Genomic DNA, 21,231 nt, shown 5'->3' with positions numbered 1-21,231 from the left:
GGACCAGCGCAGGACGCTGGTTATGTTGGGCGGCATGCGAGCGCTGCTGGTGGCGAACCCGGCGGCGACCACCACGAACCGCGAGGTCCGCGAGGTGCTCGTGCGGGCGCTGTCCGGCGACCTGGAGCTGGAGGTCGCCGAGACCGGGCACCGGGGACACGCCCGGGAGCTCGCCGCCCGGGCCGCCCGGGACGGCGTGGACGTCGTCGTCACCCTCGGCGGCGACGGCACGGTGAACGAGACCGCCAACGGGCTGCTCGTCGACGGGCCGGGGCCGCACGTGCCGACGCTCGCCGTCGTCCCCGGTGGGTCCACCAACGTCTTCGCCCGCGCGCTGGGTCGCTCCCGCGACCCGCTGGAGGCCATCGGGGAGGTCCTGGAGTCTCTGCGCGCCGACCGGACCCGCCTGGTCTCGCTGGGCACGGCGTCCGCCCGCACCCCGGGCGGGTGGAGCGACCCCCGCTGGTTCGCGTTCTCCGCCGGCTTCGGGTTCGACGCCGACGTGATCTCCCGGGTGGAGGCGCAGCGGGCCCGCGGACGGCGGTCGACCGGCGCGCTGTACGTGCGCGCCGCCGTGGACGCGTTCGTGCTCGGCCGGGACCGCCGCCGGCCACCGCTGACGCTGACCGTCCCCGGCCGACCCCCGGTCGACGGGCTGTTCCTCGCCCTGGTCTCCAACGTGAGCCCGTGGAGCTACCTGGGCGCCCGGCCGGTCGACCCGAACCCCGACGCCTCGTTCGACGCCGGCCTGGACGTCTTCGCGATGGGCCGGGTCGGTGTGGTGCGGATGCTGCACCACGTCCGGCAGACGATGGCGGCGCGACCGGACGCGCGCGGCCGTGGCGTGCACCGCTGGCACGACCTGGCCGAACTGGAGCTCAGCGCCTCCCGGGCCCAGGGCTGGCAGCTGGACGGCGACCACCTGGGGACGACGACGGGACTCCGGGTGCGGTCGGTGCCCGAGGCCCTGCGCGTCGTCTGAGGAAGGACCCCGCCCTCCGCCCCCCTCGCGAGCTCGGGGCGGTGCCCTGGACGAGGCCGGCCGCGAAGAGGCGGCACCGACTCCCGCACGACGAGTGGCGAGCCTCCCACACCCGTGGTGAGGTTGCTCACGCGTGGACCGACAGGACTGCTGATCTGCTTGACAGTGCGTCGTCTCGTGAAAGCATCACAAGCAAGCAACCTGCCAGTAACAAGGCAGGCGGTCGCCGTCCAGGGCGCTCATCGGCGCCTGCCCTGCGGGAACCGACTCGGACCGGCGACCGACCACCAGACGACACCAAGGAGTACCCGGCCATGGACTGGCGCCACCGCGCCCTCTGCCGCGACGAGGACCCGGAGCTCTTCTTCCCCATCGGGACGACGGGCCCTGCTGTCGTGCAGATCGATCAGGCCAAGGCCGTGTGCCGGCGCTGCCCCGTGACCCAGTCCTGCCTGGACTGGGCCCTCAGCTCCGGTCAGGACTCCGGTGTCTGGGGCGGCCTGTCGGAGGACGAGCGCCGCGCGCTCAAGCGCCGCACCGCCCGCACCCGGGTCCGCACCGCGTAAAGGACCCCGCTGCCCCCCAACGCTCGCGAGCTCGCGTCGGGGCCCTGCAGCGGGGCCGGAGAACGTCCGCCCCGGGGTCGCTCCACGATGGAGCGACCCCGTCGGCCGTTCAGCGGCGCGGCCGGCCGGCGCCCGGGATGGTCAGCACGGCCTCCGTCCCCGGACCGCCACCCGCAGGCGGGCCCATGGACAGCGTGCCGTGCAGTTCGCTGGTGACCAGCGTCCGCACGATCTGCAGGCCGAGCCCCGTGCTGGCGGCCGGGTCGAACCCCTCGGGCAGTCCGCGGCCGTCGTCCCGAACCCGGACGACCAGGTCGTCGCCGTCCCGCTGGGCGACCAGCTCGATCGAACCCGGCGCACCGTCGTCGAACGCGTGCCCGGCGGCGTTGTGCAGCAGCTCGGTCACCGCCATCACCAGCGGCGTCGCCGCGGCCGCCGGCAGCTCGCCGAACCGCCCGACCCGCTGGATGCGCGCCGCCGGGCCCACCGACGTGACGTCGCCGAGCATGGGGACGACCTGGTCCAGGACGTCGTCGACCTCGACGACGTCCTCCCGGCTGCCGGCCAGCGTCTCGTGCACCACCGCGATGGACGCCACCCGGCGCACCGACTCCTCCAGCGCGGCCCGGGCCTCGGGCTCGGTCATCCGGCGGGCCTGCAGCCGCAGCAGGGCGGCCACCGTCTGCAGGTTGTTCTTCACCCGGTGGTGGATCTCCCGGATGGTCGCGTCCTTGGTCATCAGTGCGCGGTCCCGGCGGCGCACGTCGGTCACGTCGCGGACCAGGACCAGCGCGCCCGGCTCGCCTCCCGGCGCCCGCAGCGGCAGCGCCCGCACCAGCATGGTCGCCGCGTCGTTCTCCACGTCCATCGGCTCGGGGAACCGGCCGGCCACGGCCGCCCCGATGCTGGCGGCGACGGCCTCCCCCGCCACCCGGTCGGCCGACGCCCGGCGGGTCACCTCGGCCAGGTCGGCGCCCACGACGTCCCCGGTCAGCCCCATCCGCCGGTAGGCCGACAGCGCGTTGGGACTGGCGTAGACGGCCGTGCCGCGGGCGTCGAGGCGCACCAGCCCGTCGCCCACCCGCGGGCTCATCTCGGCGTCCTCGAGCATGCGCGGCGGGAAGGTGCCCGCGGCGACCATCAGCGACAGGTCGGCGGCGATGTCGAGGTAGGTCAGCTCCAGGGTGGACGGCGCGCGGGTGGCGGCCAGGTTGGTGTCCTTGGCGAGCACCGCGACGACCGTGCCGTCGTGCCGGACCGGGATCACCTCCCGCCGGCGGGGGCTCGCCCCGGACCAGTCCGGGTCGCCGTCGGTGACCGGCCGCTCTTCGCGGTGCGCGCGCGACAGAGGCTCGGCGGCGAGCCCGGTGGCCTCGGAGCCGACGAGGTCCTCGGGCTGGCTGGTGGGCGCGGTCAGCGGCCGCACCTGCGCGACGCACCACCACGCGCCGGACTGCAGCGGCACCCACAGGGTCAGGTCGGCGAACGCCAGGTCGGCCAGCAGCTGCCAGTCGGCGACCAGCCGGCGGGCGTGGTCCACCTGCGACGGGCTCGCCGACCCGCGGTTGAGACGTTCGGAGAGGCTGGCCATGGTGCAGCCGAGCCTAATCGGCCCCCTCGCAGGGCCCCGGTGCGAGCGCGCGAGTGCTGGGGGGCGAGGGGGTCCTCCACCTGCCCCCCGTCGCTCGTTGAGCCCCGCCGGCCTCGCCCGGAGGCTCAGCCCGAGCTCGCGAGGGGTGAGAGGGGCGAGGTCCTTCTACCTGCAGCGCGGCCGTCAAGCGGCGACGACGGTGGCGATCAGGTCGCCCTCCTGGAGGACCTCGCCCTCGACCACGTGCAGCTCGCCGACGGTGCCCGCGTGCTCGGTGAGCACCGGGATCTCCATCTTCATCGACTCGAGGATGACCAGGGTGTCCCCGGCCGAGACCTCCACCCCCGGGGCGACCAGGACCTTCCACACGCTCGAGACCATCTCGGCGTGGATCTCCTCGACCGCCACCGCGCCCCCCGGACTCCGTGCCCCCTCGTCCGCCGGGCCCGGCGGACAGGCACATACAAGCACGTCAGGACGGCGCGGACGCGCACGCCGGCGATCGCCCGCACCCTGACCCGGGAGCGCTCCGGCCGCAGCCCGGTCAGGCGGCTCAGTCGCGGCGGGACCCCTCCGGGACCAGGCCGCCGGCGATCCGGTGCAGCGTGGCGCAGACCTCGGCGCCGTCGTGCGGGACGCCTGTCTCGGGCAGGCCCGTGAGCAGGTCGCTGGCCCGTCGCGCCGCGGTCGCGGTGTCCGGGCCGGCGGCGCTGACCGTGGCGAGCAGCGCGTCGTACCAGCCGTCCAGCCGGTCGCCGGGGTCGTAGCCGGTGACCGCGACGAGTGGCTCGGTCGGACGGCCGGGCAGGTCGGGGAGCCGGCCGGTGACCCGCCCGTCGGTGCCGGCCGGCAGGGAGGCGCGCAGCTGGACGGCGACGGCCGCCCACGGCCGGGCCGCCGGCGTGGTGCGCGAGGCGCGGCCGGTGGCGCTGGCCAGCGCCAGCTCCACGGCGTCCACGCCGTGCGCGCGCTCGAGCACGGCCATGTCCAGCGAGAACCCGGCGGCCACCTCCGCCAGCTCGCCGTCCGGGTCGATGCCCACGGTCACCAGCCCGCGCCAGCCCAGGTCGGGCAGCCGCTGGGCGGCCGGCGGGAGCGGGCCCACCCCGGCCTGCGGGGACCAGGACACCCGGGTGGTCCCGCCGGACCGGTCGCGGAGCACCGGGGTCACGTGGTGCAGGCCGTCGTCGTCCACCCAGGCGAGGAAGCCACGCTCGCTGGCCGGCTCGGCCCCGTCCCCGCCCAGCCGCTCCAGCACCTCGGCGTCGGGCCCGATCCAGGTCAGGTCGGCGGCGGTGACCGCCTCGGCCAGCGCCGCGTTGCCGGCCAGCGCCGGGGGGACGGGCAGGACGGCGTCCACGCGGGAGCGGCGCGCGGCCTCGACCAGCCGGTTGACGGCCAGGTAGGACTCGGCCGCGGGCGCGGGCCCCAGCAGCACCGACTCGTCGGCCAGCCGCATGTGCCGCGCGCCGCGCTCGACCTCGGAGAAGACCGCGACCGTCTTCACGCCCAGCCGGGAACAGGCCTGGACCACGGCGCAGGCCATCGGCCCACGACCGGCCACCAGGACGCTCTCCACTGCACCCTGCACCACTGCGTCTCCCCACGTCCCGCCGGTGCGCCGTCGCGCCGACCGCCAGCGTCCCGCCGGCCCGGGCGGTGCCGCACCGGCGCGGGCTGCCGCTCGGTGCCGTGAGACCCTGTCGGGGTCAGCTTGACCGGTCCCCCGGTGCGCTGCAGCACCGGGTCACCCGTCGGGGTCGGGACGGTCAGCCGGTCCGACGGACCGGGAACGAACACCAGGAGAGGAAGGCACCCATGTCCAAGCGTGGACGCAAGCGGCGCGCCCGCAAGAAGAGCGGCGCCAACCACGGCAAGCGCCCCAACGCCTAAAGGACCCTCCTGCCCCTCACCGCTCGCCGGCCCCCTGCAGGGTCCCGCCCGCGAGCTCGCGAGCGGGTGGGGGGCAGGGGGTCCTCCTAGGGGCGCTCCCCCTGGGTCTCCCGCGTGGTCGCCGACTCGTAGGTGGTCCGCTCCACCCACACCTGGGTGCCATCCTCCTCGAAGGACACGCTGGTCAGCTGCAGCTTGATCCGGTCCCGCAGGCCCACCGGGGTGGGGTCGCCGCCGCACCGCCGGCGCACCAAGGCCTTGAACTCCTGCTCGATGCCGAACTGCCGCAGGCACGGCGAGCAGTCCTCGAGATGCTCGGCGATGACCGCGCGGCGCGCGTCGTCGGTCTCCCGGTCGAGGAACTCGAACACGTGCGAGAGCACGTCGTCGCAGGACGTGATCTCCTCGGCGTCGTGCCCGGCGTGCTCCGGTACGGGGCCGGTCGACTGGTCGGAGCTCATGACCGCGTCGCCTCTTCGGCACCGGCACGGACGAAGCCGCGCTCGCGGGCGTAGTCGGCCAGCAGCTTCTGCAGCCCCCGCCGGCCACGGTGCAGCCGGGACATCACCGTGCCGATGGGCGTGCCCATGATCTCGGCGATCTCCTTGTAGGCGAACCCCTCGACGTCGGCCAGGTAGACGGCGAGCCGGAAGTCCTCCGGGAGCTGCTGCAGGGCGTCCTTGATGTCGGAGTCCGGCAGGTGGTCCAGTGCCTCGATCTCCGCCGAGCGCAGCCCGCTGGAGGTGTGCTGCTCGGCGTTGAACAGCTGCCAGTCCTGCACCTGGTCGGTGGGGTACTGCTGCGGCTGGCGCTGCTTCTTGCGGTAGCTGTTGATGTAGGTGTTCGTCAGGATCCGGTACAGCCAGGCCTTGAGGTTCGTGCCCTCGGCGAACTGGTGGAACGCGGAGTAGGCCTTGACGAAGGTCTCCTGGACCAGGTCCTCGGCGTCCGAGGGGTTCCTGGTCATCCGCAGCGCGGCGGGGTACAGCTGGTCGAGGTAGGGCAGCGCGTCCCGCTCGAAGCGGGCGTCGCGCTCGGCACGCGTCTCGGCCAGCTCGGCGCGGCTGCCGTCCGCACGCGGTTCGGGGGTCTCCTCCAGCGACGGCGTGACCACCGCGGCCGTCTCGTCGGCGGGGTCGACCGCGGGCTCCTCGGGCACCGACCGTCCTCTCTGGGGCACCCGGGAACGGGCGACCACGTCGGTCGATCCTAGCCGGGAGCGGTCAGGTCGGCCGGGGGGACGGCGGGAGGGGGCGGGACCGCGCGCGCTGCGCGCCGGTGCCCCCGCGACTGTGCTGCTCACGGTCGCTGCAACCGAGCCCGGGTCGAGGGGATTCCCCGCCCCGGCGACTGTCCTAGGCTGCTGCGCCGTGGCGGCGACCCCGGCGGTGCGGACCCTGGAACGGGCGGGGGTCCCCTTCACGCTGCACGAGTACGACCCCGCGCACGGCGACCCCACCGCGCACGGCCACGGCGAGGTCGCGGTCGCCGCGCTCGGCGCCGACCCGGCGCAGGTGTTCAAGACACTGGTCGTCCGGGTGGACGGCGCGCTGACCGTCGCCGTCGTCCCGGTCAGCGGCCGGCTGGACCTCAAGGCGCTCGCCGCGGCGGCCGGCGGCCGGAAGGCGGCCATGGCCGACCCCGCCGACGCCGAGCGCACCACGGGGTACGTGCGCGGCGGCATCAGCCCGCTGGGGCAGCGGAAGGCCCTGCCCACCGTGGTGGACGCCAGCGCCCTGGAGCTGGGCACGGTGCTGGTGAGCGGCGGTCGCCGCGGCCTGCAGGTCGAGCTGCCGCCCGGCGACCTGGTGCGGCTGACCCGGGCCCGGACGGCGGCGATCAGCCGTACGGCGTGAGCAGCTGGTCGACCGGGGCGAAGTCGTCGGTGAGCACCTGCGCGTCCCCGACGAACGCGTCCAGCTCGGGGCCCTCGGCGACCTGCCAGGCCAGGCCCCGCTGCTCCAGCGCCGCGGCGATCGCCTCGGCCGGAAGCGGCTGCTGCGAGGCGACCGCGACCACGTTCCCGCCGTCCTCACCGGCCAGCACCGGCGCCCGGGCCAGCAACAGCACGGAGCCGAAGACCGACCGCAGGGTGGCCAGCTCGGCGCGGACGAAGGCCAGCGGCGGGTGGTCGATGAGGTTCACGGCGTAGACCCCGTCGTCGGCCAGCGCGTCGTCGACCAGGGTCAGCGCCTCGGCCGTCGTCAGCTGCCAGGGCACCGACAGCCCGCCGAAGGCGTCCCCGACGACCAGGTCCCGCTCACCGGCCGGCTCCTCGGAGAGGCCCACCCGGGCGTCGCCGACGTCGACGCTCAGGTCCGCGGAGGTCTGCAGGCCCAGCTGCTCCTCGTCGATGGCGACCACCCCAGGGTCGACCTCGAGGACCCGGCTGGTGGTGCCCGGACGCACCGCGGCCAGGTAGCGGGGCACGGTCGCGCCGCCGCCGCCGACGTGCAGGGCCGACAGCGGCTCCCCCACCGGGGCCATCGCGTCGGTGACCGAGGCGATCGCCTGGACGTACTCGAACTCCAGGTGCTGGGGGTCGGCGAGGTCGACGTAGGAGTGCCGCAGCGTGTCCAGCCGGAGGACCCGGCCGCTGCTCCGCTCGGGGTCGGTCTCCACCCGGGCGCAGTGGTACGCCGTCTCCTCCCCGCACGGCGTGGGCGCCACGGCCGCCAGCACCGGCGCGACCAGGGCGAGCACGAGCAGCCCGACCGGCAGTCGGCCGGCCGCACCCGGCGCCCGGCGGCGCAGCAGGAAGGTCAGCACCAGGCCGGCGAGCACGACCAGCAGGCCGGTGCCGACGAGGATGACGCTGCTGGGCAGGACGGCGACCAGCACGAACCCGGTCGCGAACGTCGCGACGATCCCGCCGAGCGTGCCGATCCCCGACAGCTGGCCGACCACCGACCCCGTCTCGTCCAGGCTGCCCAGCTGCAGCGCCACGATCATCGGCGGCACGGCGGACAGCAGCGCGGCGGGGACGACGACGGACACGGCGGCCAGCAGCAGGACGTTGCCGGCCTGGGCGCCGCTCAGCAGCTCGCCGGCGAAGCGGACCAGCGGCAGCACCGCGACGATCAGGGCGCCGCCGGCCACCATCAGGGGCGCGAGCAGGCGGCGGGGGTCGGTCCGGTCGGCGGTGGCACCGCCCGCCCAGGCACCGATGGCGATGGCGGCCAGCGCGAAGCCGATGACCGCGGTGCTGGTCTGCAGGGTGATCCCGACGTAGGGGGCGATCAGCCGCAGCCCGACGATCTCCAGGACCAGCACCGAGCCCGACGCCAGGAAGGTGATGACGGCGGCCACCGGACCCGGCAGCGCCCGGGAGGCGGGTCGCTCGGCGGCGGCGGGCCGGGCGGCCGCGTCGGGGGTCTCGGTGCTCAGTGGGTCACCTCGGGGGTCGGGCGTGCGGACGGTGGTCAGAAGAGGGCGGGCTGGTCGGCGGGCTCGGCGACGGACCCGGCCTGGGCGGTGAGCTGCGGGCCGTTGTTGGCGACGTTGCCGACCGCGGCCCCCACCGGGCGGATCTCCAGCCGCTCGACGTACTCCGGCGGTGTGGGGGTGGCCAGCGGCGCGACGTCCTCCTGGGCGGGGTCGAGCCAGTCCGCCCACCGGTCCGGCGGCAGCACCAGCGGCATCCGCGGGTGCACCTGGGCCAGCGCGCCCACCGCCGGGGCGGTGACCACGGTGCAGGTGTAGAGCCGGTCCTCACCGCGGCCCCAGACCTCCCACAGCCCGGCGAACGCCAGCCCGCCGCCGTCCTCGGGCGTGACGAAGTACGGCTGCTTGCCCGGCGCGTCCTGCCGCGGCGCCCACTCGTACCAGCCGTCGGCGGGCACCAGGCAGCGCCGGGAGGCCGCCGCCGTGCGGAAGGCCGGCTTCTCGGTCAGCGACTCGACCCGGGCGTTGAGCATCCGGTTGCCGACCGAGGGGTCCTTGGCCCAGGAGGGCACCAGCCCCCAGCGCACCACGCGCAGCTCGCGGTGCCCACCGCCGGTCGGCCGGCCCTCGGCGTCCCGCTCCTTGGCGTGCCGGACGACGTACACGTCCTTCGTGGGGGCGACGTTGTAGTCCGCCGGCAACGGCGACTGCCCCTCGGCGGCCACCGCCTCGAACTCCACGACCAGGTCCTCCGGCCGGCGGCTGGCGGCGTAACGACCACACACGGCGATCTCCTCCCCGGGTCCACGACGCCCCCGAGGGTAGGTGGGGCCGCCGACAGGTGTGCCGGCCCACGGCCCGGTGGTGACGGTCGCGGCGGGCAGGGGTAGGTGTGGGGGGACACAGATCCGACGCCATCCGACGGAGGCACCGCACCGTGACCACCACCCAGTCCCCCTCGGCAGAGCAGCCGAAGACCGCCGACGGCACCCGGACGTACGCGACGGTCAACCCCTACACCGGGCAGACCGAGCAGGAGTTCCCCTTCCTGGAGACCAGTGAGGTGGACGGCGTCGTCGAGCGCGCGCACGCCGCCTTCGGCGAGTGGCGACGGCGGTCGGTCGAGGACCGCGCCGCCGTCGTCCGGCGGGCCGCCGAGCTGATGCGCGAGCGCACCGACGACCTCGCCGCCCTGATCACCAAGGAGATGGGCAAGCGCATCCAGGAGGCGGCCGGCGAGGTCGCGCTCGCGGCCAGCATCCTGGAGTACTACGCGGACAACGGGCCCCGGTTCCTGGAGTCCAAGCCGATCGACGTGATGGCCGGCGAGGCGGTCGTCGTCAACGAGCCGATCGGCGTCATCCTGGCCATCGAGCCGTGGAACTACCCGCTGTACCAGGTCGTCCGGGTGGCCGGGCCGAACCTGACGCTGGGCAACACCGTCTTGCTCAAGCACGCGGAGAACAACCCGCAGTGCGCCCTGGCGCTCGAGCAGCTGTTCCGGGACGCCGGCGCGCCCGAGGGCGTCTACACCAACCTGTTCCTCAAGATCGCCGACGTCGAGCGGGTCATCGCGCACAAGGCCGTCCAGGGCGTGACCCTGACCGGCAGCGAGCGGGCCGGCAGCAGCGTCGCCCAGCTGGCCGGCAAGCACCTGAAGAAGTCGGTGCTCGAGCTCGGCGGCAGCGACCCGTTCATCGTGCTCGACGCCCCCGACATGGGCCGCACGGTCAAGGCGGCGACCATGGCGCGGATGGCCAACACCGGCCAGGCCTGCATCGCGGCCAAGCGGATCATCGTGCTCGACGAGGTCTACGACGACGTGGTGGCCGGCCTGCAGCAGGCCTTCTCCACCTTCACCCCCGGCGACCCGGCCGACCCCTCGACCACGCTGGGGCCGCTGTCCACCGAGCGCGCGGCGCAGGACCTCGCCGCCCAGATCAAGGACGCCGTCGACAAGGGCGCGACCGTCCTCGCCGGCGGCGGCCGCCCCGAGCACGACGGCGCGTTCGTCGAGGCCACCCTGCTGGCCGACGTGACCCCGGAGATGCGCGCGTACCACGAGGAGCTGTTCGGGCCGGCGGCCGTCGTCTACCGGGCGGCCGACGAGGAGGAGGCCATCGAGCTGGCCAACAACAGCGACTTCGGGCTCAGCGCCGCGGTGTACGCCAGCGACGTCGAGCGGGCCCGGTCGGTCGCCGACCGGCTGGAGTCCGGCATGGTCTGGATCAACCAGCCCTCCGGGTCCTCCCCCGAGCTGCCCTTCGGCGGCGTCAAGCGGTCCGGCTACGGCCGCGAGCTGTCCGAGCTCGGCATGTTCGAGTTCGCCAACCGCCGGCTGGTCCGCACCATGCCGGCCAAGAAGGCCAGCAAGCCGGCCGGCGGCTGACCGCGTTCCCCCGGCCCGGGTGCTGTCGCGCCCGGGCCGGGGGCTGCCATCCTCTGCGGCCATGGACTTCACCACCACCGTGGAACTAGGCGGGAAGACCGCGACCGGCATGGAGGTGCCCGCCGAGGTGGTCTCCGCCCTCGGCGCGGGGAGGAAGCCCGCGGTGCGGGTGACCGTGGGCGGGCACACCTACCGCAGCACCATCGCCACGATGGGCGGGCGCTTCCTGCTCCCGCTCAGCGCGGAGAACCGCACGGCGGCCGGCGTGGCCGCCGGTGACACCGTCGCGGTGCACGTCGAGCTGGACACCGAGCCGCGGACGGTGGAGCTGCCGGCGGACCTGGCCACGGCCCTGGACGCCGACCCGGAGGCGCGCCGCCGGTTCGACGCGCTGTCCTACAGCCACCAGCGGCGGCACGCCCTGGCCGTCGAGGGCGCCAGGGCCGAGGAGACCCGGGCCCGCCGGGTCGCCGGGGTCCTCGCCGCGCTGACCGGCGACTGAGCGGACTCGGGCAGGATGGCGCCGTGACAGACGTGTGGACGACGCCGTACGCCGGCGCGCCGGTGGACGCCGTCGTCACCCTGCCCGGCTCCAAGTCGATCACTGCCCGGGCCCTGGTGCTGGCCGCCCTCGCCGACGGCCCGAGCCGGCTGGTCCGGCCGTTGCGGGCCCGGGACACCGACCTGATGGCCGCGGGCCTGCGCGCGCTCGGCGTCGGGGTCGCCGAGGACGGGGACGACTGGGTCCTCACCCCCGGCGAGCTGCGCGGACCGGCGACCGTGGACGCCGGGCTGGCCGGCACGGTGCTGCGGTTCCTGCCCCCGGTCGCCGCGCTGGCCACCGGCGACGTCCGCCTGGACGGCGACGCGCGGCTGCGGGAGCGGCCCAACGCCGGGCTCATCGACGGGCTCCGGCAGCTCGGCGTCGACGTCGACGACGGCGGGCGCGGCCGGGCGCCGTTCACCGTGCGCGGCACCGGGGCGGTGCGCGGTGGCGCGGTGACCGTGGACGCCAGCGAGTCCAGCCAGGTGGTGTCCGGCCTGCTGCTGGCCGCCGCCCGCTTCACCTCCGGCATCGACCTGGCCCTGACCGGTGCGGTCCCGTCGCTGCCGCACGTGGAGATGACCGTCCGCACGCTGACCGAGCACGGCGTCGACGTCGCGCGCACCGACCGCGGGTGGCGGGTCTCCCCCGGCCCGGTCGCGGCGCTGGACCGGGTGGTGGAGCCCGACCTGTCCAACGCCGCCCCCTTCCTCGCCGCCGCCCTGGTCACCGGCGGCCGGGTCACCGTCCGGGACTGGCCGGCCGACACCACCCAGCCCGGCGCCCAGCTGGACCGGCTGCTCACCGCGATGGGCGCCGACGTCGCCCGCACCGCCGAGGGGCTGCAGGTGACCGGGACGGGGACGATCGCGCCGCTGGTCGCCGACCTCGGCGACGTCGGGGAGCTCACCCCGGTGCTGGCCGCGCTGTGCGCGTTCGCCGACGGGGAGTCCCGGCTGACCGGGATCGCCCACCTGCGCGGGCACGAGACCGACCGGCTGCAGGCGCTGGACGAGGTGCTGACCGCCGTGGGCGCCCGGGTGCGGCAGCTCCCCGACGGGCTGGTCGTCACGCCGGGTGCGCCACGCCCGGCCCGGCTGGACTCCTACGCCGACCACCGCATGGTGATGGCCGGCGCCGTCCTGGGCCTGCGGGCCGCCGGGGTGGAGGTGGCCGATCCCGGAGCCGTCGGCAAGACGCTGCCCGACTTCGCGGAGCGCTGGGCGGGGCTGCTCGGTGGGACGGCGGGCCGGTGAGCGGCCGGCGGATGGACAGCCGCTCGGACGAGGACGACGTCCGGGTCCGGCCGACCCGGCACGGCTCGCGGCCGCGCACCCGCCAGCGCCCGGCCCACGAGGAGGCCGTGCCCGGCCTGGTCATGGCGGTGGACCGCGGCCGGATGACGGTGCGCGTGGACGGCCCGGACGGCCGGCCGGTCGAGGTCACCGCGATGCGGGCCCGGGAGCTGGGCAAGCACGGCGTCGTGGTCGGCGACGCCGTCCGGCTGGTCGGTGACGTCAGCGGGCAGGCCGACACCCTGGCCCGGATCGTCACCATCGCCGACCGGCGGACGACGCTGCGCCGCTCGGCCGACGACACCGACCCCACCGAGCGGGTGGTGGTGGCCAACGCCGACCAGCTGGTGGTGGTCAGCGCGGTCCGCGACCCCGAGCCCAGCGAGGGGTTCCTGGACCGGTGCCTGGTGGCCGCGTACGCCGGCGGCCTGAGCCCACTGCTGCTGTTCACCAAGGGCGACCTGGGCAGTCCCGAGCACCTGCTGCGCCGCTACGCGGGCCTGGACGTCGACACCGTGGTCGTCTCCCGGGACACCCCCGTGGACGACGTCGCGGCCCGGCTGGCGGGTCGGACCAGCGTGCTGATCGGCCACTCCGGAGTCGGCAAGTCGACACTGGTCAACCGGCTGGTCCCCGACGCGCTGCGGGCCACCGGGGACGTCAGCAAGATCGGCAAGGGCCGGCACACGTCGTCCTCGGCGGTGATGCTGGACCTGCCCGGCGGCGGGCAGATCATCGACACCCCGGGCATCCGCTCGTTCGGGCTGGCGCACGTGACCGCCGACGACGTGCTGGCCGCCTCCCCGGACATGGCCGAGGCGGCGGTGGACTGCCCGCCGGGCTGCGGGCACCGGGCGCAGGACCCGGAGTGCGCCCTGGACGCCTGGGCGGCGGCCGGGCCACCCGAGCGCGCCCAGCGGCTCGCGGCGCTGCGGGTGCTGCTCGACGCCGTCGGCCAACTCGACCCCTGACGGACCCCGCTGCCCCTTCGGCCCCTCTGCAGGGTCCCGCCGCGAGCCTGCGAGCGGTGGGGGGCAGAGGGGTCCTTCTGCTGCAGAGGGGCCGCCGCTAGACCTCCACGGGGCCGCCGCTGCGCCAGTAGACGCCGGCCTCCCGGGTGAGCAGCCCCTCGTCGACCAGGTACCGCCGCAGTGCCGCGACGTCGGGGTACCAGGCCCGGAGCAGCGCGTTGACCTCCCGCTCCGGGTAGCGGACCCCCGGCTCGAAGACCCGCACCAGGTGGTCGAGCACCAGCCGCCGCTTGGTCTGCTGGGCCGGCACCGAGACCAGCCGGCCCTCGCGCAGGAACGCCTGCAGGACGGCGTCCTCGGCCGGGTCCTCGGACAGCGGCGGAGGTGGCGGCGTGCCCTCCGCGGCGGCCCGGGCGGCCTCGGCGAAGCGCTCGGTGAGGAGGACCAGGCCGTGCCCCTCGCGTCGGACCAGCCCGGCCCGGGACAGCCGGCGCGCGGACAGCGCGACGTCCTTGAGCGGCAGGTCCGCGGCGGCGGCGACCTCCTCGATCGTGCGCGCACCCAGCGCCAGCGCGGCGACCACCTTCAGCCGCACCGGGTCGGCCAGCAGCCCGACGATCGTCCCCGCCGCCCGGCCCGCCCCCGGCTGTGCACCCACGCCCCGACGGTATCCGCGCATCGGTCCGCCGGTCGCGGGGTAGGTGCTCGGCATGGTGAGCCCGATCGACATCCAGAAGGCCCTGTCCGGCATGGACTACCCCGCGAAGAAGGCCGACGTGGTGAAGCACGCCGAGTCCCAGGGCGGCAGCGACGAGGTGCTGGAGGCGCTCAAGGGCATCTCCGACCAGGAGTACGACACCCCGGCCGCCGTGAGCAAGGCCGTCTTCAAGTAAAGGACCCTGCCCCCGGCCCCGTCCCGAGGCTCGCCCCGAGCCTGCGAGGGGTGAGGAGGACGCGGTCCTTCCACTCGCGGCGGGACCCCGCAGGGGCCGTGTCCCGGCCGTCGCGCATCCGGGGCGGTGCCGACCGCGCCCGTCGGGCACGGACGGCGCCCTCCCGGCGGCTAGGTTCGGCACCCATGACGTCCGGGCAGCGGGGATACAACGAGGACATGCACCTGGCGCACGTGCTGGCCGACCAGGCGGACTCGATCAGCCTCGAGCGGTTCCGGGCCCAGGACCTGCAGGTGGACACCAAGCCGGACCTGACGCCGGTGACCGACGCGGACCGGGCGGTGGAGGACCAGCTGCGCCGCACGCTGGCCCGTGCCCGCACCCGGGACGCCGTCCTCGGCGAGGAGTTCGGCACCACCGGCCGCAGCGACCGCCGCTGGGTGGTCGACCCGATCGACGGCACCAAGAACTTCGTCCGCGGGGTCCCCGTCTGGGCCACGCTCATCGCCCTGATGGACGGCGACCTGCCCGTCGTGGGCCTGGTGTCCGCCCCGGCACTGAACCGCCGGTGGTGGGCCGCCGCCGGCGTCGGCGCCTGGACCGGGCGCCGGCTGGAGAACGCCTCCCGGTGCACCGTCTCCCAGGTCGGCCGGCTCGCCGACGCGAGCGTGTCCTACTCCAGCCTCACCGGCTGGGAGGAGCGCGGCCTGCTCGACGGGTTCCTCGACCTGTCCCGCTCGGTGTGGCGGACCCGCGCCTACGGCGACTTCTGGAGCTACATGATGGTCGCCGAGGGGGCCGTCGACGTGGCCTGCGAGCCCGAGGTCTCGCTGTGGGACCTGGCGGCCCTCGACGTCATCGTCCGTGAGGCCGGCGGGGTCTTCAGCGACCTGACCGGCGCACCGGGACCGGCCGGGGGCAGCGCGGTGGCGACCAACGGCGTGCTGCACGCGGACGTGCTGACGGCGCTCGCCCCAGGGGGACGAGCGCCGTCGGCGTGAGCTCGGCGGGTCAGCGCACCGGACCCTGGCCGGGTCCACCGCGGCCGCCCTGCACCCGGCGGCGCACCTCGTCGATCTTGGCCCGCGTCTTGGGGTCCTTGGCCATCTGCTGGGCCTTGTCCGTCGCCTGACGGATCATCTGCTGGCCCTTGGGGCTGCTGGCGAACTGGGCCACCTTGCTGAACAGCGATGCCATGACGAGCCCGCCTCCTTCCTCCGCGCGGGACCCGGTCCGGGCCCCCTCTGAGCTGTCAACGGTGACAGGACCGCGGCCGTTCCGCGCGTCGGCGCGGACCCGCAGCGGGCGCCGCGGGAGGCCGCGCTGCGCTCAGCCGGGCGGGAAGAACCCGCCGGGACGGCCGTTGCGGTCGGCCAGCAGGCCCGCCAGCGTGGCGACCGCGATCTCGGCCGGGGTGCGGGAGCCGACGTCCAGACCGATCGGCCGGTGCACCCGGGCCACCTCCTCCGGCGGCACACCCAGCGCGGCCAGGGCCGCCACGTGCGGACCCTCGTGCCGCGGGTTGCCCATGACGCCGAGCCAGCGCACCGGGCGGCCCAGCGCGTCGCGGAGCAGCGGGCCGAGCTCCTCGCGGTGGTGGTCGGTGACGACGACGTCCGCCACCGGCCCGGCCAGCGCGTCCGGCAGCTCCGGCACCGCGGCCACCCGGACGACGCCCTCCGGCAGCCCGGGCGGCGCCGGCCGCTGCGGGTCCGGTTCCACGAGCACCGGGGCGAAGCCGAGGTCGGCGCCCATCCGCAGCAGCGCGCCGGCGACCGGGGAGGCGAAGACGGCGACCAGCACCCGGTCGGGCGCCTCCCCGTCCGGGACGTGCCCGTGCGCGACCCCGCAGGCGGCGTCGGTCATGCCGGTGTCCGCTCGGGGCTGTTGCCGTAGGCGTACGCCGCGTCGGCGTACCGGCCGCCCTGCGCGACGCCGGGCGGGGCGATCTCGCCCAGCCGGGCGAGGTCGTCCGCGGTGAGCTGCACGCCGACGGCGCCGACGTTCTCCTCCAGGTAGCTGCGCCGCTTGGTGCCGGGGATGGGCACGACGTCCTCCCCCTGGGCGAGCACCCAGGCCAGCGCGAGCTGCCCGGCGGTCACCCCGCGCTCCTTGGCCATCTCCCGGACGGCCTCGACCAGCCGCAGGTTGGCGGTGAAGGCCTCACCGGTGAACCGCGGGTGGGTCCGCCGCCAGTCGTCCTCGGCGAAGTCGTCGGGGCTGGTGATGGCGCCGGTGAGGAAACCGCGGCCGAGCGGGCTGAACGGCACGATGCCGATCCCGTGCTCGCGGGCCACGTCCAGCACGCTGTCCCCGCCACCCGTCCCGTCCCCGGTCGTCTCCAGGTCGCGGGTCCACAGCGACCACTCGCTCTGCAGGGCGGCGATCGGGTGGACGGCGACGGCCCGCCGGATCGACGCGGCGCTGGCCTCGGACAGCCCCAGGTACCGGACCTTGCCCGCCTGCACGAGCTCGGCCATCGCCCCCACGGTGTCCTCGATGGGCACCGTCGGGTCGACCCGGTGCTGGTAGTAGAGGTCGATGACGTCGACACGGAGACGGCGCAGGCTGGCGTCGGCGCAGGCCCGCACGTTCTCCGGCCGGCCGTCGATGGCCATGCCCCCGCGGTCGTCCCGGCGGAGCGAGAACTTGGTGGCCAGCTGGACCTCGTCGCGCCGGCCGGCGATCGCCTCCCCGACCAGCTCCTCGTTGTGCCCGTCGCCGTAGACGTCGGAGGTGTCCAGGAAGGTGACGCCCAGGTCGAGCGCCCGGTGCACGGTGGCCAGCGACTCGGCCCGGTCCGCGGCGCCGTACATCTGGCTCATGCCCATGCAGCCCAGGCCGAGGGCCGGGACCTCCAGACCGCCGAGGCTGCGCCGGGGCACCGGCGGGATCGTCTGGGTCATGGCCGCATCCTGGCCCGGCCGGGCGACGCGACGCCAGCCGGGTGGCGGGGTCAGGCGCCGCGCAGCACGCCGGTGCTCGCGAGCTCGTCGGCGATGTCCCGGAGCTTCACGTTGTTGCGCTGGGAGGCGTGCGTGAGCAGGGTGAACGCCTGCTCCGGGGTGATCTTGTAGCGCTCCATCAGGATCCCCTTGGCCTGCTCGATCACCGACCGCGACGCCATCGCCTGCCGCATGTTCTCCACGTCGGTGGTGGCCCGGGCGGCGGCCTCGGCGTTGCCGACGGCGATGGCCACGAAGGCCGCGGCCTCCTGCCCCAGCTGCACGTCCGCCACCCCGAACGCGTCCGGTGTGCGGGCGTAGTTGTTCAGCGCCCCGATGGTCGCGCCCTGGAAGGGCAGCGGGACCGACAGCGAGCTGAGCACCCCCAGCTCGGCGACGTGCCGCGCGTAGTCCGGCCAGCGCTCCTCGGTGCGCATGTCGGTGACGACGAAGAGCTCACCCGCCCGGCCGGCGTCCAGGCACGGGCCGTAGCCGCGCTGGTACTGCAGCTCGTCGGCGTCCATGGCCAGCTGCCCGTCGAAGGCCGCGGTGAACGAGCGCTCGTCGCGGATCAGCGTGATCGAGGTCGCCTCGGAGCCGAGGATCGCCCGCCGGGCGATGTGGACCACCTCGTCGAGCACCTCGGGGAGCTCCCGGGCGGCCAGCACCACGCCGGCCAGCTCCCGGTGCAGGGCGCCGAGCGGGTCGGTCATGGCGGACAGGTCCTCTCGGGACTCGGACGGGACGCCGCCGGCTCGACGACCGTCCACGCGGTGCTCAGGCCGTGGCCGGACCAGGGTAGAGCGTCGGGCCCGGCAGCGCGTCGATGAGCGGGTGCCTTGGTCGCTCGCCCGCCGCCGGCGGACGTCAGCCGAGCCCGGGCCGGCCCGGTCTGGTGGGATGGTCGTACCGGCCGGGCGCGTGACCCGCCCCGGCTCCCCCACGTCCGCAGGAGATCCCGTGCAGTACGCCGAGTCCGTCGTCGAGCTCATCGGCAACACCCCGCTGGTGCGGCTGCGCCACGTGACCGACCACCTGGGACCGGACGCACCGCTGGTGCTGGCCAAGGTCGAGTACCTCAACCCCGGCGGCTCGGTGAAGGACCGCATCGCGCTGCGCATGGTCGAGGCCGCCGAGGCCTCCGGCGCCCTGCGGCCCGGCGGCACCATCGTGGAGCCGACCAGCGGCAACACCGGGATCGGGTTGGCCATCGTGGCCCAGACGCGCGGCTACCGCTGCGTCTTCGTGTGCCCGGACAAGGTCGGCCAGGAGAAGATCAACGTGCTGAAGGCCTACGGGGCCGAGGTGCACGTGTGCCCGACCGCCGTCGACCCGGCGGACCCGCGCTCCTACTACTCGGTGTCCGACCGGCTGGCCCGGGAGACCCCCGGCGGCTGGAAGCCCGACCAGTACGCCAACCCGGCGAACCCGCGCTCCCACTACGAGACCACCGGCCCGGAGATCTGGACCCAGACCGAGGGCCGGATCACCCACTTCGTCACCGGGGTGGGCACCGGCGGCACCATCTCCGGGATCGGCCGGTACCTGAAGGAGGCCAGTGACGGCCGGGTGCAGGTCATCGGCGCCGACCCGGAGGGGTCGGTCTACTCCGGCGGCACCGGCCGGCCGTACCTGGTCGAGGGCGTGGGCGAGGACTTCTGGCCCGACGCCTACGACCGCACGGTCGCCGACAGGATCGTCGCGGTCAGCGACGCGGACTCCTTCGCCATGACCCGGCGGCTGGCCCGCGAGGAGGGGATGCTGGTCGGCGGCTCGTGCGGGATGGCGACGGTCGCCGCGCTCCGGGTGGCCGAGGGGCTGACCGCGGACGACGTCCTGGTCGTGCTGTTGCCCGACGGCGGCCGCGGCTACCTCAACAAGATCTTCAACGACCAGTGGATGGCCGACTACGGCTTCCTGGACGCCGGCGGCGGCGAGACCGTCGGCGAGCTGCTGGACAGCAAGACCGGGAGCACGCCGACGCTGGTGCACACCCACCCCAACGAGACCGTCCGCGACGCCATCGACATCCTGCGGGAGTACGGCGTCAGCCAGCTGCCGGTGGTCCGCGCGGAGCCACCGGTCACCGCCGGCGAGGTCGTCGGCTCGGTGGCGGAGAAGAACCTGCTGGACTCGCTGTTCGCCGGCCGGGCGACGCTGTCGGACCCGGTGGAGCGGCACATGTCCGAGCCACTGCCGATCATCGGCTCCGGGGAGCCGGTGGCCGCGGCGGTCAGCGCGCTCGGGTCGGCCGACGCGCTGCTGGTGCACGTGGACGGCAAGCCCGCCGGCGTCGTCACCCGGCAGGACGTGCTCGGTCACCTGGTCGGGCTGCCGGCCGCCAGCGCCCCTACGGTCGGGGCATGAGCGGTTTCAGCACGCGGGCCATCCACGCCGGGCAGGAGCCCGACCCGGCCACCGGTGCGGTCGTCGTCCCGGTGCACCTGACCAGCACGTTCAAGCAGGACGGCGTCGGCGGGCTGCGCGGCGGCTACGAGTACAGCCGCAGCGGCAACCCCACCCGCACCGCGCTGCAGGAGGCGCTGGCCGCCCTCGAGGAGGGCAGCACCGGGCTGGCGTTCGCCTCCGGCCTGGCCGCCGAGGACGCGCTGCTGCGCACGGTCTGCGCTCCCGGCGACCACGTCGTGCTGCCCGGGGACGCCTACGGCGGCACCTTCCGGCTGGTGTCCCGGGTCTACTCCGCCTGGGGGGTCGAGCACACGCCCGTCGACCTCAACGACCTGGACGCGCTGCGCGCGGCGATCCGGCCGACCACCCGCGTCGTCTGGTGCGAGACGCCGACGAACCCGCTGCTCAACGTCTCCGACATTGCGGCGCTGGCCGAGGTGGCGCACGAGGCGGGCGCGCTGCTGGTCGTGGACAACACCTTCGCCTCGCCCTACCTCCAGCGGCCGCTGACGTTGGGCGCGGACGTGGTGGTGCACTCGACGACCAAGTACCTGGGCGGGCACTCCGACGTCGTCGGCGGCGCGCTGGTCGCGGCGGACGCCGGACTCGGCGAGCAGCTGGCCTACCACCAGAACGCGATGGGCGCGGTGGCCGGGCCGATGGACTCCTGGCTGGTGCTGCGCGGGCTGAAGACCCTCGGCGTCCGCGTCGACCGGCACGGCGAGAACGCCGCCCGGATCGCCGAGTTCCTGCTCGGCCACCCGGCCGTGGGCGACGTGCTCTACCCCGGCCTCCCCCAGCACCGGCACCACGAGATCGCAGCGAAGCAGATGTCCGGCTTCGGCGGCATGCTCTCCTTCCGGCTGACGGGCGGGGAGGAGGCGGCGCTGCGGGTGTGCGAGCGGGCGCAGTTGTTCATCCTGGCGGAGTCGCTGGGCGGGGTGGAGTCGCTCATCGAGCACCCGCACCGGATGACGCACGCCAGCGCCGCCGGCTCCCCGCTGGAGGTCCCGGCGGACCTGGTGCGGCTGTCCATCGGCATCGAGGACGTCGAGGACCTGATCGCCGACCTCGATCAAGCGCTCAGCTGGTCGTCCTGACCTGACAGGTCGGTGCGCGGCTGGCCGATGGTCGGCCGCCGAGTGCGACGTGGACGGCGAAGGCCCGGTAGCAGTTGCCGTTGCCGGTGAGCACTCGCTCGACGTCGATGCCGCAGGTTGCGGAGTGGGCGTGGCGCGCAGCAAGAACGCTGCGGCGGTCTCCTCAGCGCTCGTCGGCGAGCCACTCGGTGTAGGGCGGCCGGGAGTGGCCATCCAGCGCGCGGTCCGGACCTCACTCGGAGGTCTTCCCCGAGTCACCAGACGCCGTC

At 75.2% G+C, this 21,231-nt stretch carries 24 protein-coding genes; 12 read left to right on the top strand and 12 right to left on the bottom strand.

Features of this window, described 5'->3' with window-relative positions:
• Positions 1 to 34 precede the first annotated feature (34 nt).
• Positions 35 to 982: a diacylglycerol/lipid kinase family protein gene (locus ACWIX6_RS05315; RefSeq protein WP_448615802.1), complete on the top strand. Its 948-nt coding sequence runs from the start codon at positions 35 to 37 to the stop codon at positions 980 to 982.
• A 314-nt stretch (positions 983 to 1,296) separates the two neighbouring features.
• Positions 1,297 to 1,548, top strand: coding sequence for a WhiB family transcriptional regulator (locus ACWIX6_RS05310; protein WP_448615801.1), 252 nt, complete (start codon positions 1,297 to 1,299; stop codon positions 1,546 to 1,548).
• 109 nt (positions 1,549 to 1,657) lie between these two features.
• On the opposite strand, the gene ACWIX6_RS05305 is transcribed toward ACWIX6_RS05310, so the two are convergent.
• From ACWIX6_RS05305 to ACWIX6_RS05295, 3 genes are all read right to left on the bottom strand, one after another.
• On the bottom strand, positions 1,658 to 3,139 hold the full coding sequence (locus ACWIX6_RS05305) for a sensor histidine kinase (protein WP_448615800.1): 1,482 nt from the start codon (positions 3,137 to 3,139) through the stop codon (positions 1,658 to 1,660).
• 183 nt (positions 3,140 to 3,322) lie between these two features.
• On the bottom strand, positions 3,323 to 3,547 hold the full coding sequence (locus tag ACWIX6_RS05300) for a biotin/lipoyl-binding carrier protein (RefSeq protein ID WP_448615799.1): 225 nt from the start codon (positions 3,545 to 3,547) through the stop codon (positions 3,323 to 3,325).
• A gap of 145 nt (positions 3,548 to 3,692) precedes the next feature.
• Positions 3,693 to 4,733 (bottom strand): biotin carboxylase N-terminal domain-containing protein, encoded by a 1,041-nt coding sequence (locus ACWIX6_RS05295; protein ID WP_448615798.1) that lies wholly within the window; start codon positions 4,731 to 4,733, stop codon positions 3,693 to 3,695.
• A gap of 224 nt (positions 4,734 to 4,957) precedes the next feature.
• Here ACWIX6_RS05295 and ACWIX6_RS05290 point away from each other — a divergent pair, with 224 nt between their 5' ends.
• Entirely contained in the window at positions 4,958 to 5,032 is a 75-nt protein-coding gene (locus ACWIX6_RS05290; RefSeq protein WP_014742531.1) for a 50S ribosomal protein bL37, read from the top strand.
• 86 nt (positions 5,033 to 5,118) lie between these two features.
• Here the strand turns inward: ACWIX6_RS05290 and rsrA are convergent, their stop codons facing one another.
• A complete protein-coding gene (rsrA, locus tag ACWIX6_RS05285; RefSeq protein ID WP_448615797.1) occupies positions 5,119 to 5,493 on the bottom strand; it encodes a mycothiol system anti-sigma-R factor in 375 nt (124 codons plus the stop codon).
• The gene (locus ACWIX6_RS05280) at positions 5,490 to 6,191 is read right to left on the bottom strand and encodes a sigma-70 family RNA polymerase sigma factor (RefSeq protein ID WP_448615796.1); all 702 of its coding nucleotides are present in this window, start codon (positions 6,189 to 6,191) and stop codon (positions 5,490 to 5,492) included. Before ACWIX6_RS05280 ends, rsrA begins: the two co-directional genes overlap by 4 nt.
• Before the next feature lie 211 nt (positions 6,192 to 6,402).
• On the opposite strand from ACWIX6_RS05280, the gene ybaK reads away from it, so the two are divergent.
• Positions 6,403 to 6,888 (top strand): Cys-tRNA(Pro) deacylase, encoded by a 486-nt coding sequence (gene ybaK, locus ACWIX6_RS05275; RefSeq protein ID WP_448615795.1) that lies wholly within the window; start codon positions 6,403 to 6,405, stop codon positions 6,886 to 6,888.
• Here ybaK and ACWIX6_RS05270 read toward each other — a convergent pair.
• The gene (locus ACWIX6_RS05270) at positions 6,872 to 8,341 is read right to left on the bottom strand and encodes a fused MFS/spermidine synthase (protein ID WP_448615794.1); all 1,470 of its coding nucleotides are present in this window, start codon (positions 8,339 to 8,341) and stop codon (positions 6,872 to 6,874) included. The genes ybaK and ACWIX6_RS05270 overlap by 17 nt on opposite strands.
• Positions 8,342 to 8,454: 113 nt before the next feature.
• Positions 8,455 to 9,201: an SOS response-associated peptidase gene (locus tag ACWIX6_RS05265; RefSeq protein WP_448615793.1), complete on the bottom strand. Its 747-nt coding sequence runs from the start codon at positions 9,199 to 9,201 to the stop codon at positions 8,455 to 8,457.
• Between the two features lie 152 nt (positions 9,202 to 9,353).
• On the opposite strand from ACWIX6_RS05265, the gene ACWIX6_RS05260 reads away from it, so the two are divergent.
• From ACWIX6_RS05260 to rsgA, 4 genes are all read left to right on the top strand, one after another.
• Positions 9,354 to 10,805 carry an NAD-dependent succinate-semialdehyde dehydrogenase gene (locus ACWIX6_RS05260; RefSeq protein ID WP_448615792.1) on the top strand — a complete coding sequence of 484 codons (1,452 nt, stop codon included), beginning with the start codon at positions 9,354 to 9,356 and terminating at the stop codon, positions 10,803 to 10,805.
• 61 nt (positions 10,806 to 10,866) lie between these two features.
• The gene (locus ACWIX6_RS05255) at positions 10,867 to 11,307 is read left to right on the top strand and encodes a YdeI/OmpD-associated family protein (protein ID WP_448615791.1); all 441 of its coding nucleotides are present in this window, start codon (positions 10,867 to 10,869) and stop codon (positions 11,305 to 11,307) included.
• Positions 11,308 to 11,330: 23 nt separating this feature from the next.
• Positions 11,331 to 12,605 carry a 3-phosphoshikimate 1-carboxyvinyltransferase gene (gene aroA / locus ACWIX6_RS05250; RefSeq protein ID WP_448615790.1) on the top strand — a complete coding sequence of 425 codons (1,275 nt, stop codon included), beginning with the start codon at positions 11,331 to 11,333 and terminating at the stop codon, positions 12,603 to 12,605.
• 11 nt (positions 12,606 to 12,616) lie between these two features.
• Positions 12,617 to 13,615 carry a ribosome small subunit-dependent GTPase A gene (rsgA, locus tag ACWIX6_RS05245; protein WP_448615789.1) on the top strand — a complete coding sequence of 333 codons (999 nt, stop codon included), beginning with the start codon at positions 12,617 to 12,619 and terminating at the stop codon, positions 13,613 to 13,615.
• A gap of 97 nt (positions 13,616 to 13,712) precedes the next feature.
• Here the strand turns inward: rsgA and ACWIX6_RS05240 are convergent, their stop codons facing one another.
• Entirely contained in the window at positions 13,713 to 14,273 is a 561-nt protein-coding gene (locus ACWIX6_RS05240; RefSeq protein ID WP_448615788.1) for a DUF2087 domain-containing protein, read from the bottom strand.
• Positions 14,274 to 14,325: 52 nt separating this feature from the next.
• Between ACWIX6_RS05240 and ACWIX6_RS05235 the strand changes: the two genes are divergently transcribed.
• Together ACWIX6_RS05235 and hisN are read left to right on the top strand one after the other, a co-directional pair.
• Entirely contained in the window at positions 14,326 to 14,508 is a 183-nt protein-coding gene (locus ACWIX6_RS05235) for a DUF2795 domain-containing protein (RefSeq protein WP_448615787.1), read from the top strand.
• Between the two features lie 185 nt (positions 14,509 to 14,693).
• Positions 14,694 to 15,509, top strand: coding sequence for a histidinol-phosphatase (gene hisN, locus ACWIX6_RS05230; RefSeq protein ID WP_448615786.1), 816 nt, complete (start codon positions 14,694 to 14,696; stop codon positions 15,507 to 15,509).
• A 10-nt stretch (positions 15,510 to 15,519) separates the two neighbouring features.
• Here hisN and ACWIX6_RS05225 read toward each other — a convergent pair whose 3' ends face one another.
• The 4 genes from ACWIX6_RS05225 to ACWIX6_RS05210 form a co-directional block, all read right to left on the bottom strand.
• Positions 15,520 to 15,705 (bottom strand): hypothetical protein, encoded by a 186-nt coding sequence (locus ACWIX6_RS05225; protein ID WP_448615785.1) that lies wholly within the window; start codon positions 15,703 to 15,705, stop codon positions 15,520 to 15,522.
• Positions 15,706 to 15,837: 132 nt separating this feature from the next.
• Complete coding sequence (locus tag ACWIX6_RS05220; RefSeq protein WP_448615784.1) at positions 15,838 to 16,374, bottom strand: XdhC family protein; 537 nt, start codon at positions 16,372 to 16,374, stop codon at positions 15,838 to 15,840.
• Positions 16,371 to 17,414, bottom strand: coding sequence for an aldo/keto reductase (locus tag ACWIX6_RS05215; RefSeq protein WP_448615783.1), 1,044 nt, complete (start codon positions 17,412 to 17,414; stop codon positions 16,371 to 16,373). Before ACWIX6_RS05215 ends, ACWIX6_RS05220 begins: the two co-directional genes overlap by 4 nt.
• A gap of 50 nt (positions 17,415 to 17,464) precedes the next feature.
• Positions 17,465 to 18,166, bottom strand: coding sequence for a GAF and ANTAR domain-containing protein (locus ACWIX6_RS05210; protein WP_448615782.1), 702 nt, complete (start codon positions 18,164 to 18,166; stop codon positions 17,465 to 17,467).
• A gap of 247 nt (positions 18,167 to 18,413) precedes the next feature.
• Between ACWIX6_RS05210 and ACWIX6_RS05205 the strand changes: the two genes are divergently transcribed.
• Complete coding sequence (locus tag ACWIX6_RS05205) at positions 18,414 to 19,820, top strand: cystathionine beta-synthase (RefSeq protein ID WP_448615781.1); 1,407 nt, start codon at positions 18,414 to 18,416, stop codon at positions 19,818 to 19,820.
• Positions 19,817 to 20,962: a cystathionine gamma-synthase gene (locus ACWIX6_RS05200; protein WP_448615780.1), complete on the top strand. Its 1,146-nt coding sequence runs from the start codon at positions 19,817 to 19,819 to the stop codon at positions 20,960 to 20,962. The genes ACWIX6_RS05205 and ACWIX6_RS05200 overlap by 4 nt, the downstream gene beginning before the upstream one ends.
• Positions 20,963 to 21,231 lie beyond the last annotated feature (269 nt).

This window comes from Modestobacter sp. URMC 112, assembly GCF_053502575.1.
Note: the sequence above shows the minus strand (reverse complement) of the source record. Positions and strands in the feature narration are given on the sequence as shown.

Excerpts from the sequence above, each read along its gene's own strand:
- ACWIX6_RS05315 (WP_448615802.1), top strand. The coding sequence starts at position 35 with ATGCGAGCGCTGCTGGTGGCGAACCCGGCGGCGACCACCACGAACCGC.
- ACWIX6_RS05310 (WP_448615801.1), top strand. The coding sequence starts at position 1,297 with ATGGACTGGCGCCACCGCGCCCTCTGCCGCGACGAGGACCCGGAGCTC.
- ACWIX6_RS05305 (WP_448615800.1), bottom strand. The coding sequence starts at position 3,139 with ATGGCCAGCCTCTCCGAACGTCTCAACCGCGGGTCGGCGAGCCCGTCG.
- rsrA (WP_448615797.1), bottom strand. The coding sequence starts at position 5,493 with ATGAGCTCCGACCAGTCGACCGGCCCCGTACCGGAGCACGCCGGGCAC.
- ACWIX6_RS05255 (WP_448615791.1), top strand. The coding sequence starts at position 10,867 with ATGGACTTCACCACCACCGTGGAACTAGGCGGGAAGACCGCGACCGGC.
- rsgA (WP_448615789.1), top strand. The coding sequence starts at position 12,617 with ATGGACAGCCGCTCGGACGAGGACGACGTCCGGGTCCGGCCGACCCGG.
- ACWIX6_RS05235 (WP_448615787.1), top strand. The coding sequence starts at position 14,326 with ATGGTGAGCCCGATCGACATCCAGAAGGCCCTGTCCGGCATGGACTAC.
- hisN (WP_448615786.1), top strand. The coding sequence starts at position 14,694 with ATGACGTCCGGGCAGCGGGGATACAACGAGGACATGCACCTGGCGCAC.
- ACWIX6_RS05225 (WP_448615785.1), bottom strand. The coding sequence starts at position 15,705 with ATGGCATCGCTGTTCAGCAAGGTGGCCCAGTTCGCCAGCAGCCCCAAG.
- ACWIX6_RS05220 (WP_448615784.1), bottom strand. The coding sequence starts at position 16,374 with ATGACCGACGCCGCCTGCGGGGTCGCGCACGGGCACGTCCCGGACGGG.
- ACWIX6_RS05215 (WP_448615783.1), bottom strand. The coding sequence starts at position 17,414 with ATGACCCAGACGATCCCGCCGGTGCCCCGGCGCAGCCTCGGCGGTCTG.
- ACWIX6_RS05210 (WP_448615782.1), bottom strand. The coding sequence starts at position 18,166 with ATGACCGACCCGCTCGGCGCCCTGCACCGGGAGCTGGCCGGCGTGGTG.
- ACWIX6_RS05200 (WP_448615780.1), top strand. The coding sequence starts at position 19,817 with ATGAGCGGTTTCAGCACGCGGGCCATCCACGCCGGGCAGGAGCCCGAC.